At 27.4% G+C, this 15030-nt stretch carries 14 protein-coding genes; 9 read left to right on the top strand and 5 right to left on the bottom strand.

The window, feature by feature from the left end:
- Positions 1–54: 54 nt before the first annotated feature.
- From BRSU_RS08130 to BRSU_RS08120, 3 genes are all read right to left on the bottom strand, one after another.
- Complete coding sequence (locus tag BRSU_RS08130) at positions 55–1098, bottom strand: AAA family ATPase (RefSeq protein ID WP_083997873.1); 1044 nt, start codon at positions 1096–1098, stop codon at positions 55–57.
- Between the two features lie 35 nt (positions 1099–1133).
- The gene (locus BRSU_RS08125) at positions 1134–1637 is read right to left on the bottom strand and encodes a BatD family protein (protein ID WP_209435139.1); all 504 of its coding nucleotides are present in this window, start codon (positions 1635–1637) and stop codon (positions 1134–1136) included.
- A gap of 207 nt (positions 1638–1844) precedes the next feature.
- Positions 1845–2591: a hypothetical protein gene (locus BRSU_RS08120; RefSeq protein ID WP_048594855.1), complete on the bottom strand. Its 747-nt coding sequence runs from the start codon at positions 2589–2591 to the stop codon at positions 1845–1847.
- A 301-nt stretch (positions 2592–2892) separates the two neighbouring features.
- On the opposite strand from BRSU_RS08120, the gene BRSU_RS08115 reads away from it, so the two are divergent.
- From BRSU_RS08115 to BRSU_RS08105, 3 genes are all read left to right on the top strand, one after another.
- Positions 2893–4212, top strand: a complete 1320-nt coding sequence (locus BRSU_RS08115) for an MATE family efflux transporter (protein ID WP_048594854.1) — start codon at positions 2893–2895, stop codon at positions 4210–4212.
- Between the two features lie 67 nt (positions 4213–4279).
- The gene (gene hdhA / locus BRSU_RS08110) at positions 4280–5083 is read left to right on the top strand and encodes a 7alpha-hydroxysteroid dehydrogenase (RefSeq protein WP_048595157.1); all 804 of its coding nucleotides are present in this window, start codon (positions 4280–4282) and stop codon (positions 5081–5083) included.
- A gap of 320 nt (positions 5084–5403) precedes the next feature.
- Positions 5404–5895, top strand: a complete 492-nt coding sequence (locus BRSU_RS08105; protein WP_048594853.1) for an FtsB family cell division protein — start codon at positions 5404–5406, stop codon at positions 5893–5895.
- Between the two features lie 82 nt (positions 5896–5977).
- Here the strand turns inward: BRSU_RS08105 and BRSU_RS08100 are convergent, their stop codons facing one another.
- Together BRSU_RS08100 and BRSU_RS08095 are read right to left on the bottom strand one after the other, a co-directional pair.
- Positions 5978–6577, bottom strand: a complete 600-nt coding sequence (locus tag BRSU_RS08100; protein WP_048594852.1) for a hypothetical protein — start codon at positions 6575–6577, stop codon at positions 5978–5980.
- Positions 6577–8046, bottom strand: a complete 1470-nt coding sequence (locus BRSU_RS08095; RefSeq protein ID WP_048594851.1) for a CsgG/HfaB family protein — start codon at positions 8044–8046, stop codon at positions 6577–6579. The genes BRSU_RS08100 and BRSU_RS08095 overlap by 1 nt, the downstream gene beginning before the upstream one ends.
- A gap of 157 nt (positions 8047–8203) precedes the next feature.
- Between BRSU_RS08095 and BRSU_RS08090 the strand changes: the two genes are divergently transcribed.
- The 6 genes from BRSU_RS08090 (at position 8204) to BRSU_RS08065 (ending at position 14974) form a co-directional block, all read left to right on the top strand.
- On the top strand, positions 8204–8638 hold the full coding sequence (locus tag BRSU_RS08090) for a YbaB/EbfC family nucleoid-associated protein (RefSeq protein WP_048594850.1): 435 nt from the start codon (positions 8204–8206) through the stop codon (positions 8636–8638).
- 5 nt (positions 8639–8643) lie between these two features.
- Positions 8644–9249 carry a recombination mediator RecR gene (gene recR, locus BRSU_RS08085; RefSeq protein WP_048594849.1) on the top strand — a complete coding sequence of 202 codons (606 nt, stop codon included), beginning with the start codon at positions 8644–8646 and terminating at the stop codon, positions 9247–9249.
- Positions 9250–9311: 62 nt separating this feature from the next.
- Positions 9312–10256 carry a carbohydrate kinase family protein gene (locus BRSU_RS08080; RefSeq protein ID WP_048594848.1) on the top strand — a complete coding sequence of 315 codons (945 nt, stop codon included), beginning with the start codon at positions 9312–9314 and terminating at the stop codon, positions 10254–10256.
- Positions 10257–10296: 40 nt separating this feature from the next.
- A complete protein-coding gene (locus BRSU_RS08075) occupies positions 10297–11223 on the top strand; it encodes a pseudouridine-5'-phosphate glycosidase (RefSeq protein WP_048594847.1) in 927 nt (308 codons plus the stop codon).
- Positions 11224–11250: 27 nt separating this feature from the next.
- Complete coding sequence (locus tag BRSU_RS08070; protein WP_048594846.1) at positions 11251–13254, top strand: alpha/beta hydrolase family protein; 2004 nt, start codon at positions 11251–11253, stop codon at positions 13252–13254.
- 103 nt (positions 13255–13357) lie between these two features.
- The gene (locus tag BRSU_RS08065) at positions 13358–14974 is read left to right on the top strand and encodes a CTP synthase (RefSeq protein WP_048594845.1); all 1617 of its coding nucleotides are present in this window, start codon (positions 13358–13360) and stop codon (positions 14972–14974) included.
- Positions 14975–15030 lie beyond the last annotated feature (56 nt).

Below are 15030 nucleotides of genomic sequence, written 5' to 3'. Positions count from 1 at the left end.
AAGCCCGATTATTCAATAATCAGGCTTTAATAATCAATCATATTTTATAAACTATTAAGGTACATTGATATTCGCTAAAAGATTTTCTATTATCATATCGCTATTAACATTTTCAGCCTGTGCTTCATAGCTTACGCTTATTCTATGTCTTAATACCTCATAAGCAACAGCTCTTATATCTTCAGGCATTACGAATCCTCTGCCCTGCATCATAGCATTTGCTTTTGCTGCTTTAGTTAAATATATTCCTGCTCTTGGAGAAGCTCCGTATTCTATATATTCGCTTTGAAGTTTATAATCTTTTGGATTTCTTGTGGCATCTATAATGTTTACTATATAATCAATCAATCTTTCTTCTATATGTATTTGATTAGCCAATTTTCTTAATTTTTCTATAGTTTCTATAGTAGTTATAGGCTTTAATTCTGCAGGTTTTGAAGATGACATATTTTTTATTATAGTTTTTTCTTCGCTTTTAGTAGGGTATTTTACTATAACTTTAAGCATAAATCTGTCAACCTGAGCTTCTGGAAGAGGGTAGGTTCCTTCCTGTTCTATAGGGTTTTGAGTTGCTAATACTAAGAATACATCAGGAAGTCTATATGTTTTATCTCCTATAGTAACCTGATGTTCTCCCATAGCCTCCAAAAGTGCTGACTGTACTTTAGCAGGTGAACGGTTTATCTCATCGGCTAATATTATATTAGAAAATATAGGACCTTGTTTAGGAAGAAATACTGAATTTTTTATATCGTAAATTTCTGTACCTACTATATCTGCAGGAAGCAAATCCGGTGTAAACTGTATTCTTTTGTAGCTAGCATCTATTGTGCTTGCCAATGATTTTACAGTTAATGTTTTTGCAAGTCCTGGCACACCTTCTAACAATACATGCCCATCACATATAATTCCTAATAGGAGCTTATCGAGCATGTTTTCCTGTCCGATAATTACTTTTTTTATTTCATTTTTTATAGCATTTACAACATCGAGAGCCATTTTTGAAGCTTCTGATATAGCTTGTAAATCCTTGCTGGCATTAGCTATTTCACTGCTGATTTCATTTGTATTTTCGCTGTTATTGATATTGTCTGTCATATGTTATCCCTCATAGTTCTTTATATATATTAAAATTATGATGTTTGTTTATTTGCAAAGTTCTTTTTATTTAATTTATGCTGATCTTTTATGAACTTATAAATTAAAAGTGCTATAAGTATTATTACAATCCACTGTCCTATCATTATTAATAAGAACCATGAACTAAATACTCTTATATTATGTTCATTTATCATCTGTTCTTTAGGTACTAAACTGTTTCCTCTCTCTACATTATAATATCTTGCTTCCAACTCAGGTATTTTTAATTTACCGTTTCTTAAAGGCTTCATAGTATATATTATTTTATAATTCATAGTTGGAATTTCATTATCTTTATGTATAGTTTCTATTTCCACTCTTTCATTAAGCACTTCAAAATCGCTTATAGCATTTGTGTTTATACCTTCAGGTTTAAATTTATCAGCATCTCCTGTATATGTTAGGGTATACTCTAAATTCTGCCAAAGGTACATACTCTTTTTACTTACTTTTTCTTCTACTATCACTATGGGGTATAGGGCATTTACTGTTATCATTATTATTAAAAAAATATAGTATTTAATCATTGAAGTAGATTATATAAAAACATAAAAAAAGTCAATATATAAAATTATTAATAGATTAATATTCTGAATATATTTTATAAGCTTTAATTCAAATCAAAATCCTGATACTTTCAAACTTTCATTACACTAAAAAATAATAGTATAGTTTTTATAACTGCATTAGTTAATTCAATTATATTATCTAAGGAATTGGCTGAAATCAAATGTATATGATATAGAAGCACCTATTCCAAAATAGAATCCTGTTGATAACTGCTCCAAATAAGGAGTAAAGTTTAGAGATAGGCTTGCATCACTGTTTAATACCAAATAAAGACCTACTCCTAAATGATTAAGATATAATAGGGCGCTATTATAAAAGTCATAAGCGAAATGATATTCTAAATATATACCAGCTAAAGAGAATCCGAATAATGCTCCAGGATAAACTCCGAAAGCCGTTTTTAATCTTATAGATTCAACAACTCCCCTTGGATCATCGAAATACATAGGAAGTTCAAAATTGAAGAAGGCTGTAAAAAAGTCTCCTAAACCTATTAAATAATGGATTTGAGGATTAAGTCCGAATTTCTGTTTAGATGATCCAGGAAATAATACTTCAATAGCTCCTATGAATCCATTAAAAAATTGGAATCTAGGCATTATAGAAAATTGAGGCTGTCCTTCTACACCTACGCCTATTTCAGGTACATAAGTTATAGGAACTACTCTTGCAAATATATCTAAATTTCTTAATATTCCAAAATTTATCATTAACGGGCTTGATAAAGTATATTTTGATGTACCTATTCTGTCATTGTTAAGATAAAGAGTTCCGCCAAGACGTAATGCTCCAGTCATACCTGTATACATTTTGTATGGGAAAGAGTAAGCTAATGCGGATAGTATTAACATTAAAATAGATGTAAATAAAAACTTTTTCATAAATTTAATCTTCTTAATTTATATTTTTTCTATAATAATACACTTTATACTATACTAATATAATATATTATGTAAAAAATATCAATAAATAAATATGATAAGTACTGAAATAAAATTTAGTATTTGTGAAAAAATATTAGTCCAAAATTTGACTTATAAATTGTATATGATATAATACATGTCAAGTTCATCGGAGGACTTATTGGAGAGAAAAAATACCAAAGGTTGGATAAGATGTCTAATTATTAGATTTCTTATTCAGCCTTTTTTGTTTTTAAACTTTTAATATTGGAGTTTATTTATGGATATGCTAAAAACAGATGTAAAAAAAATATTTTTTAAATATTTATCTGCTAGTTTTGGAAGTGCATTGATAGCTGCAATTTATTCTATAGTTGATGTTGCTATGGTTGGACAATACGAGGGTGATAATGGGGCTGCTGCTTTGGCAGTATTTGCTCCTATATGGAATGTTATATATGGCATAGGGCTTCTTTTTGGTATAGGCGGTTCTGTACTTTTTAGTAAGGCAAAAGGCTCAGGAGAATATGATAAACAAAATAATTTCTTTACAGCCTCATTTATTGCTTTATCAATAGTAATATTTATAGTTTGGATATTATCGATTGTTTTTGAAGATAATATACTTTATTTTTTCGGTGCTGATGAAGTACTGCTCAATTTAGCTAAAAGATATTTTCTTCCTATAAAAATTATTCTTCCTTTATTTGCTTTCAGTCAATTTTTTGCAGCATTTCTTAGAAACGATAATGCCCCTATGAAAGCTACTTTAGGAGTTATGGCAGGAGGTATTTTCAATGTATTCGGTGATTATTTCTTTGTATTTATATGCGATATGGGTATATTTGGTGCAGGACTTGCAACAGCTATAGGACAAATTATTACTGCTTCTATATTGATATCTCATTTATTCACTAAAAAAAATACTTTGAAATTTCAAAAGGTTAATAAAGTATTTTCATTATCAAAGAGTATTGCATCTATTGGTTTTTCTACATTCTTTATAGATATAGCGATGGGAATACTAGCTTTAATGTTTAATAGGCAAATAATGAAGTATTTCGGAACATCAGCATTGGCAGTTTATTCTGTAATAATAAATATTAATATATTAGTTCAGTCATCGGCTTATGCAATAGGGCAGGCAGCTCAGCCTATAATATCAACGAATCTAGGTGCTGGAAAAATAGAGAGAATAAAATCAGCAGTAAAATGCAGTATATTTTCAGCTTTGGTTCTTAGCATAGTATATACTTTATTCACATATTTTAATACAGATTTTTTAATGAAAGCATTTATGAAGCCTTCAGAAGAAGCTTTGTCTATATCAAAAAATATTATGAGAGCCTATTTTATATCATTTTTAATATTGCCTTTCAATGTATATGCAACTTACTATTTTCAGGCAATAATGAAGCCTTCATCTTCTTTTATAATTGCTGTATTAAGAGGACTTATAATAAGCGGTATTTTAATATTTATAATGCCTTTAATATTTGTAAAGAATAGCATTTGGTATGTCATGCCTATTACAGAAGTTATAACTTTTATCATTGCTATGGTATTTTTTATGAAATACAGAACTATATATTCAAAATAGTTATATTAATTATAAAAATATTTATTAAATTTAATGTAATTATAAAATATAAAGGAGATATATGGTTATGAAACTTTTAGATAAAAAAATAGCATTAGTAACATCATCTACAAGAGGTATAGGCTTAGCATGCTCAAAGAAGCTTGCAGAAAATGGTGCTAAAGTTTATTTAGCTGTGAGAAGACTTGATGCAGGAAAAGAAGTGGCAAATGAGATAATAAAAAATGGAGGAGAAGCTGATGTTGTATATTTTGACGCTACTAAAGAAGAAACATTTACTTCTATGATTGAAGATGTTATAAAAAAAGAAAATAGAATAGACATATTAGTAAATAATTTTGGTACTACTGATACTAGTAAAGATTTTGATTTAGTTAATGGGGAGACTGAAGCATTTTTTAAAATAGTTAATGAAAACCTAAAGAGTGTTTATCTTCCTTCAAAGGCTGCTGTTAAACAAATGATTAAAACAGGAGGCGGAAGTATAATAAATATATCATCTGTAGGCGGAATTTTTCCTGATATGTCAAGACTAGCTTACGGCATATCAAAATCAGCAATAAACTTCCTTACAAAAAACATTGCAGTACAGTATGCTAGAAATAATATAAGATGCAATGCTGTATTACCTGGGTTTGTAGCAACAGATGGGGCAATGGAGAGTATGTCAGAAGAGTTTCTAAAATCATTTTTGAAGAATGTACCGTTAAATAGACCTGCATCACCTGAAGATATAGCTAATGCGGTATTATTCTTTGCTAGCGATAATTCTTCATTTATAACAGGTGAAACTATGCCTGTAGCAGGAGGTTTTGGGCTTCCTTCACCTATGTATAGTCAGTACATGGATATGGGCGGGAAGAAAGGTTAATTATTTATTATTTTAAAATTTAAAAGGCATGCTGTTTTTGGCATGTCTTTTTTATTGACATTTTTTATAATTTACTGAGAGTTTAAAATAGGTTTTAATTTCTCTTAATTGTGCTTTGATAATAGTAACCATAATAGAAATTCAAACAAAAATGCAGTAAATACTCTATAGAATATAAAAATAGTAAATAATTACAGTATTTTAAATATTAAAAACACTATATAAACATATATATGGTTCTAATATTTATATGTAATAGTATTAACTTTAATAAATTACTTCCGATAATAAGTTGTATATTTAATAAGGTTAATAATTTTATGTATTTCAATGTGAGAATCAGCTCTAAAATATTCTATGGTATCATATTAGTTGGAATAGCTTTTATGGTATATGTATTCATATTCAGTCCTAAAGGATTTCTTACATTAGATGCTAAAAAAGTTATTATAGAAACTAAAAAAAAGAAAGTTGAAGAATTAAATAGAAGAAAAATTCAGATATCAAATAATATAGAAAGATTAAAAACAGATAAAGAATATATACTATCTTATGCGAAAACATTCGGATATTTAGATGATACTAAAAATGAGAAGATTATAAAAATCATTAAAAATGATGGAGAAAGAAAAAATACTAAAAATGTATCATCATTATCAGATATAAAAGAAAATGATAATTATATTAATATTAGGGGAGCCTTGATATTAGCATCAATGATAGCTCTATGTTTCATAACGTATTTACTTCTAATAAACAGAAATTTACTTCCAAAATTAAAAAAGAAAAGAATAATACCTTCAAAAGGTTAATTTATTTTTATCAAAAGATATAAATATATATTATATTGTCATATATTTTTAAATAATATATTAATTAATTATTAGAAAAATTCTAAAGAGGATGATTCAAAGAAAATACAAATCCGGCATCTTTATTTATAGGCTCATAAAAAGGTACAAAACTGAAGCTGAATCCTTCATTTTTATTTTTACCATAAACTCTTTGATAGCTATCATATGCTACAGCAGCACCACAGAATATTCCAGCAGTTATTTCAAATAGCATAGATGATATCCACAAAGTTTTATATCTGCTTCTTCCGGAAGTTGTAACTACATTGGCATTTTCTATCGAGCTTAAACCTAATGTTAAATAAGTAGCATAAGTGTATGAGAAAAATGCAGTTAAAATAAATGTAACTTCTGTATATCTGAAAGGATTACTTTTATAACTATCTTCTAATATAACAGGAGAACTTATAACTCCTTTTTGATTTATAATATTAGTTCCTTCCATAGTAAAGAAGGATTCAATACTGTTTGTGTCTATATTATAATCTGTTTTTAATTGTTCATTTGTTTCTATTACAGGTTTTTTTTCTGTATTATTGTTTTCATTAGTACCGTATTCTTTAGCTATATCTGAAAAATAAAAAGCACCAAAGAAGGTGTTTGATATGATAAATAATATTAATATAATTTTTGTACTCATTATAATATGAAAAATGCTCCAAATGTAAATTCTAATCCTGTAAGATTAACCGTTTTAATCTTTTCAGGTAAAGAAACTTCCTGACCATCACTAAAAACGCCTAAATTAATAGGATTAGTATAAAATCTATATCCGACTCCTAAATTTAATCCTATAGTATCTGTAACATTATATTGTAAAGATGCTATTGCACCTACACCAAACATAATGTCTCTTGAGTCTATTTTAGCTCCGCTTTTTAAATAGCCGTAATTATCAGTATAGTAATTTCCTCCGATTACTTCTCCTATAGTTGTAAAGGATATTCCCATACCTATATAAGGAGAAATTACTAATCTTAAAACTTCCTGATATAAATTTATATTAATATCGAAATTAAATCTAGTATCTACAGCATAACTTGATTTTAAAAAGTCACCAAATAATATACCTAAACTTAAATTTGGTGAGAATAATACTCCATTATATCCTATTTTTAAATGCAGTCCTAAAGCATATTCATTTTTATTTAGGGAGATTTTTATTTTTCCAGCATCTGGTCTAAAACTACTTTGATATATTTTTTCTGTAGCCTGTATATTATATGAGGCATAATTTAATGATATTCCAATTCCAAAATCCCCTATAACAGTTTCCCTTGCAATATCACCAGCCTGTATATTATTTCCTCTTGATATTTTTGCTATTGAATATTCATTATTAAGTTCTTTTACTCTTAAAGTACCTTTATAGTTATATCCTCCGCTTATTACATTTCCAGAAGGCAGTACTATATCTTCTTTTTTGGAATAAACTTTAAATCTAGTTTTTGAACTTACTCCATGGTTTTTACCTGCAAGTAGTATAACATTTCCGCCGTCTACATTTGCTATAGTTAATGTTATTTTGAATATACTCCTCATTTTATTTTCTACTTTATATGCTAAATTATTGCAGGCATTATCTATAAGACTTTGCCTTAAAGAATAAGAAGGATAACTACTAGTAGTGTAATAATCATAACCCTGTAATTGTGAAGAGTAAAGTATTTTAGTAGTTTCAACATCAACTATTTGAAGCACCATATCAACTGTAGAATATAAACTGAAACTACCGTCATCATTATATTCTACGGTAACATTAGCAGATACTATTTTACCTGTTACTGCTTTTGAATATCCATATATTTTACCAACTTCAATTACTTGTTTTTCAGTTATACCAGTTAATTGAAGTTCCATTTCTTTTAAATATTTATCTAAATTTTTCCTATCTACTATATTAAACCTATTCATTCTTGTTAATGAATTTTCTATTAATGCTGTCATTTTAGGGCCTAATTCTTCTCCATATCTAGATGATGTGCTTTGTATTTCAAAGACAGCTATATTTTCTTTTTCGTAAGTTTCGCCTATTTCTTTTTTTATTTGCTGAGATAGCAATATAGTTGGAAATATAAATATTAAAATTATAATTTTTTTTATAAACATTCTTATCTATAATTTTCTTTTGATTTCAATTAGCCTAGTACAGTATATGTTATATTCTTAGAATAAAAAAGTCAAATTTATGTAACTTTATTCTTGTTGATAAATTATTAAAAAGAATATATATTATTATAATATTAATAAAAAGGAGCGTAAAATTATGAGTGAAAATAGTATAAAATATAGTTCGGCAGGAAATTTAGTATCTTTGACTATGAATAAATCATATAATATAACTAGTTTTAGTATAGATGAAAGCCTTTTAACAAAGGATCAGAAAGAATTATTAGAAGAAATGATAAGCTCTAGTATTAATGAAGCTGTTTCTAAAGTAAATGAGTTAAGAAAAAAATTGGAAGAAGAAGATTCTGATATCGATAGAGAACAAGTTAAACCTCAGCCTAATTTATTTAATATGAATTTTAAAGATATGAATCAGATGTTTAATGATATAAGCAAAATGACTTCTGTAGAGTATAAAGACGGTAAAATAAATATTTCTTTGGATTCCATAACTCCAGACATGATATCAAAGATGAATGATATGATGAATAACATGAATAATAAAAATGATGATGATAATAAAAAGGAATAATCATTTTGAATAATATACAATCTTTGGATAAACTCACACAGATTATATCAAGACTTCCAGGCATAGGTACAAGGACAGCTATGAGGCTTGCCTTGTATTTATTTGACTGTGATGATGAATATTTAAAAGAATTTTCAGAGGTTTTATCTTCTTTGCATGAAAATATTAAGTTATGCAATATATGCTATAGTTTGAGTGATAATGATATTTGTGATATATGCAGTAATGATAAAAGAGAGCATAATAAAATATGTATTGTAGAATCTTATCCTGATATGCTTGCCATAGAAAAGACAGAAGAATATAATGGAGTTTATCATATATTAGGAGGGCTTATATCTCCTCTAAAAGGTATAGGTATAAGCGACATAAGAATAAAAGAACTTATAGAAAGAGTTAATAAAAATAATATAGAAGAAATAATGATAGCATTCAGTGCATCTTTAGAAGCTGATACAACTGCATCATATATTTATAAAACATTAAAAGAAAATAATTTTAATGGCAGAGTAACACGCATTACTTATGGAATCTCTTTGGCAAGCGATATAGAAAATGCAGATTCCAGATCTTTAGCTAGAAGTATTTTAGACAGAGTCGAAATGAATTAATTTTTAATTTTTTTTAGTTTTTTTGTTTATAGTTATTATAATTATTATATAAAAGGCATTAAATGAAAAATTATATACTATCTATCGGCGGATCCAATATAGATATACAAGGATTTTCAAAAAGCAGAATACTTTTAAAAGAATCCAATCCCGGAAAAATAAGAGTATGTACAGGAGGAGTAGAAAGAAATATAATTAATAACTTATCGAATATAGGATTAAAAAATATAAAATTTGTTACTTCTATAGGAGATGATCTTTTCGGAGATATACTTTTCAATAATATTAAATCATTAGGTGTTGATGTTTCTTATATAGTAAGGAATGGAAGCAGCACTTCATATATAGCTATTATGAATAATGACAGAGATATGGAAATAGCTATGTCTGATATGGATACTTTAGATGAGAATATAAATATTAAGTATTTAGAAAGTATAAGAGATATTATAGAAAATGCTGAGTTCATAACTATGGATGCTGTTATGAATAGAGATATATTTGAATATATTATAAAAAACTTTCCAAATAAAAAACTTCTTACCGATGCCGTTTCTATAAAAAAGTCAGAACATATAAAAGGATTAGAAAAACATATTTATGCTTTGAAGCTTAATTCTAATGAAGCATCTTTTCTTCTTGACAGAGATATAAATACTATAGAAGAAGGAAAAGAGGCTGTAAAAATATTTTTAGAAAAAGGCGTCAAAGAAATTTATATAACATTCGGTGCTTTAGGTATATGTTATGGCACTTATAATAATATTAATGAAGCATATTATCTTAAAGCTCCAAAAGTGAATATTGTAAATGCTACAGGGGCAGGAGATTCTTTTATGGCTGGAATTGTATATTCTATATTTCATGATTATGATTTAGATTATAAAGTAAAGTTTGCTGCTGTTATGGCTATGTTTGCTTTAGAGAGTGAAGAAACTGTAAATGATAATACTAATTTTGAAAAAGTTGCCAAAAGAGTAGAAGATATTTTCAAAATTAAAAGATAATAAAAAATTAATATAGTTAATTAAATATTGGAGAATAAATATGAATAATTTAGAAGAATTTTTAGATATAAGCGAAGAAGTGAAAGAGGCTTTACATGAGAAGAAAGCTGTTGTGGCATTAGAAAGTACAATAATATCACATGGCATGCCTTATCCTGAAAATGTTGAAAGTGCTTTAAACTCTGAAAAAAACATACGTGAAAATAATGCAGTACCAGCTACTATTGCAATAATAAAAGGAAGAATAAAAGTAGGTTTAAATAAAGAAGAACTTGAATATATGGGCTCCAATAAAAATATAGCTAAATCAAGCAGAAGAGATTTGCCTGTTATGCTTGCTTTAAAAAAAGACGGAGCTACTACTGTAACAACTACTATGATAGGTGCTTCTTTAGCAGGAATAAAAGTATTTGCTACAGGAGGAATAGGAGGAGTTCACAGATATGCTCAGGAAACTTTTGATATATCAGCAGATTTGCAGGAATTAAGCAAAACAAATGTTGCTGTTGTATGTGCTGGAGCAAAATCAATACTTGATATAGGGCTTACTATAGAATATCTTGAAACTTTCGGAATACCTGTTCTTGGTTATAAAACAGAAAATTTTCCTGCATTCTATACAAGAGAAAGCGGATATAAAGTTGATTATAAAATAGATACTACAAAAGATATAGCTAATATACTTGATACAAAATGGAGATTAGGTTTAAATGGGGGAGTTTTAGTTTGTAATCCTATACCGGAAGAATATGAAATGGATAAAAATTACATTAATAAAATAATAGATGAAACAGTAAAAGAGGCTAGAGATAAAAACATATCTGGAAAAGACGTTACACCTTTTATATTGGCTAAGCTTCATAGTGTTACAGAAAATAAAAGTCTTAAAGCTAATAAAGAGCTAGTTTATAATAATTGCCGTGTTGCTGCTAATATAGCTTATGACTATTCAAATTTGATTAGGTAACATAATTATTTAATAATGGATTTTTATATGGAAAATTTAAACATCAAAGATTTTTTGAAATTCAATTTTTTATCCAACATAGATCTTTCAAAGGATAATAAAAATTTACTGTTTGTTAAAAGCAATCAGGATTATGAGAATAATAATTATATTTCAGATGCTTTTATTTATAATATTGAGAAAAATAAAATTTATAAACTCACTTCAGTAAAAGATGCTTCTCTTGTTTCTTGGCTTGATAATGATACTGTGATATTTAAATCATCATTAAGAGATGAAGAATTGAAAAGTAAAAAAGATGAAGAGTTTATTGATTATTCTTTAATTTATTCTATTAATATAAACGGAGGAGAGGCTGAAAGTTTATTTAATATTGAACTTGAAGTAATAGATTTATATTCTATAGATGAAAATAATTTTTTGATAAAAGCAATTTATGATATTAACAGAGATAAAAAAAGAAAAGAAGATAATTATTTAGAATGGGCTAAAGAAGAAATTGATTATGAAGTATTTGATGAAATTCCTTTTTGGATTAATAATGTAGGTATAACAAACAAGAAAAGGGATAGACTTTATCATTATAATAAAAAAGAAAATAAATTAACTGTCATTACAGATGAATACAGTAATGTTAATTCTTTTAAATATAAAGACTGTAAAGTATTATGTATTATAAACTCTTTTAAAGATAAATCTCCTACTACTTCTGAACTTCGTTTATATGATATAAATGATATTAATAATATAAAAGAAAAAAATATTATAGATTATAATAAATATGCAATATACTTCGCTGATTTTATAATCGATGATGATAATAAAGAAAAAATTATTTCTGTTATGACAGATATGAAAAAATACGGACTCAATGAAAACAGCAGTTTATATTTAATAGATGAAAATAATAATATTAATCTTGTATATCATTATGATAATGGACTTGGAAATATGATAGGAACCGATTGTTCCTTCGGAGGCGGTAAGGATATTAGAGTTTATAAAAATCAAATATATTTCATAGGCACAGAAAATGAAAATGCTCATATTAAATGCTTAGATTTAAAAGGAAATATAAAAAATATAACTAATAAACAAGGAGCAGTTAATTATTTTGATGTTTCTAATAATGATGATATATATTTTATAGCTTTCAGAGATTTGAAACTAGAAGAAATATATTGTATTAATAAGGAAACAGAAAAGCAATTAACTCATTTTAATGAAGATATATTAAAAGAAAAAAGTTTATCAATACCGGAGAAAGTTTCATTCAAGACTCCTAATAATTTTGAAATAGATGGCTGGGTATTAAAGCCTATAAATTATGATGTTAATAAAAAATATCCTGCAATACTTGATATACATGGCGGGCCGAAAACTGCTTACGGAGAAATATTCTTTAATGAAATGCAGGTTTGGGCTAATATGGGGTATTTTGTATTTTTCTGCAATCCTAGAGGAAGCGAAGGAAAAGGAAATGCATTCGCTGATATAAGAAGAATATACGGAACTATAGATTATGAAGATATAATGAAGTTTACTGATATTGTTCTTGAAAAATATACCAATATAGATAAAGGCAGAGTAGGTGTAACAGGCGGTTCTTATGGCGGATTTATGGTTAACTGGATAATAGGGCATACTGACAGATTTAAATGTGCAGCTTCTCAGCGTTCTATATCAAATTGGATAGATGATTTTGGAACTACTGATATAGGTTATTATTTCAATCCTGATGAATTAGGCGGAGATGTATGCAGCGGTTTTAATAAGTTATGGGAACAGTCGCCACTAAAATATGCTAATAATGCAAAGACTCCTACATTATTTATACATAGCGAAGAAGATTACAGATGCTATCAGAGTCAGGCTTTTCAAATGTTTACTGCTTTAAAATATTATGGTGTTGAATCTAGGATATGTTTATTTAAAGGTGAAAATCATGAACTTTCAAGAAGCGGAAAACCTAAGCACAGACTTAGAAGACTAAAAGAAATTACCGATTGGTTTGAAAAATATTTAAAATAGATTGAATTAAAAATTAATAATTACTTGATTTAATAATAATTTATGATAATGTTAAAAGGTTTGATAATAATAAATAAAAATAAAATAATTAATTGAGGATTATATGAATACTAAATACATATTTGTAACAGGCGGAGTTGTATCTGGTTTAGGAAAGGGAATAACAGCATCTTCATTAGGAAGACTTTTAAAAGCTAGGGGATTAAGTGTAACTATACAAAAATTTGATCCTTATATCAATGTTGACCCTGGCACTATGAGCCCTTTTCAGCATGGTGAGGTTTTTGTTACTGATGATGGGGCAGAAACAGATTTGGATATTGGGCATTATGAGAGATTTATAGATGAAAATTTAAATAAATTCAGTAATGTAACAACAGGCAAAATATATCAGCATGTTATAAATATGGAAAGAGAGGGTAAATATTTAGGAGAGACTGTTCAAGTTATACCTCATATTACCAATGAAATAAAAAGAAGAATATATAGAGAAAATGATATAAAAAAGACTGATATAGTAATAACAGAAATAGGCGGAACTATAGGTGATATAGAATCTTTACCTTATATTGAAGCTATAAGACAAGTAAAAACAGAATTAGGTCAGGATAATGTTTTATATATACATGTAACATTGATACCATTTATTAGTTCATCTGAAGAAATAAAAACCAAACCTACTCAGCATAGTGTAAAAGAGCTTATGCAAAGCGGTATTATACCTGATATTTTGGTATGCAGAACAAGTAAGCATTTGCAGGATTCTCATAAATCAAAGATAGCATTGTTCTGTAATCTTCCAAAAGAAAATGTATTTGAAAACTTTGATGAGCCTAATATTTATAATGTACCTATAATGCTTGAATCGCAAGGACTTTCAGATGTTGTATGCAAACATTTTAAATTGCAGACTGCCAAAATAGATTTAACTGAATGGACAGATTTAATAATCAGGCAGAAAAATATTTCTATAACAAATGATAGAGTTAGAATAGCTATAGTTGGAAAATACATATCCATGAAAGATGCATATATATCTTTGATAGAGGCTTTGAATCATGGTGGCATATATAATGATATTAACGTTGATATAGAATGGATTTCTGCTGAAGAATTAGAAAATAAAGATAATATAGCAGATTATTTTAAGGATATTCAAGGGCTTATAATACCCGGAGGATTCGGAGAGAGAGGAATAGAGGGTAAAATACAGGCTATAAGATATGCAAGAGAAAATAAAATACCTTATTTAGGAATATGTTTAGGTATGCAGCTTATGAGCGTTGAATTTGCTAGAAATGTACTTAAATTAGAAGATGCCAATACAATAGAAGTTAAAGAAGATGCTAAAAACCCTATAATCACGCTTATGGAAGAACAGAAAAAAAGCATATTAAAAGGCGGTACTATGAGATTGGGAGCCTTTGCATGCGATATAAAAGAAGGAAGTTTAGCTAATAAACTATATAATAAAACTGAAATTAGTGAAAGACATAGACATAGATATGAATTCAATAATGAATATATAGAAGTAATGGAAAAAGCTGGATTTGTTGTAACAGGACGTATGAAAAATGCTGATTTAGTTGAGATTGTAGAAATAAAAGATCATCCTTTTATGATAGGTGTTCAGTTTCATCCTGAATTAAAATCAAGAATTACTAATCCTCATCCTTTATTTGTAGGATTTGTAGAGGCTGCTAAAAAATTAAAAGCATGATTTTTTATTATTAGTTAATAGTGGATATTTTTATAAAAAAATCTTTTTTGTTGCTG

Source organism: Brachyspira suanatina (assembly GCF_001049755.1).
Classification (GTDB): Bacteria; Spirochaetota; Brachyspiria; order Brachyspirales; family Brachyspiraceae; genus Brachyspira; species Brachyspira suanatina.
The sequence above is the reverse complement of the archived record's forward strand: the minus strand, read 5'-3'. Positions and strand labels throughout refer to the sequence as shown.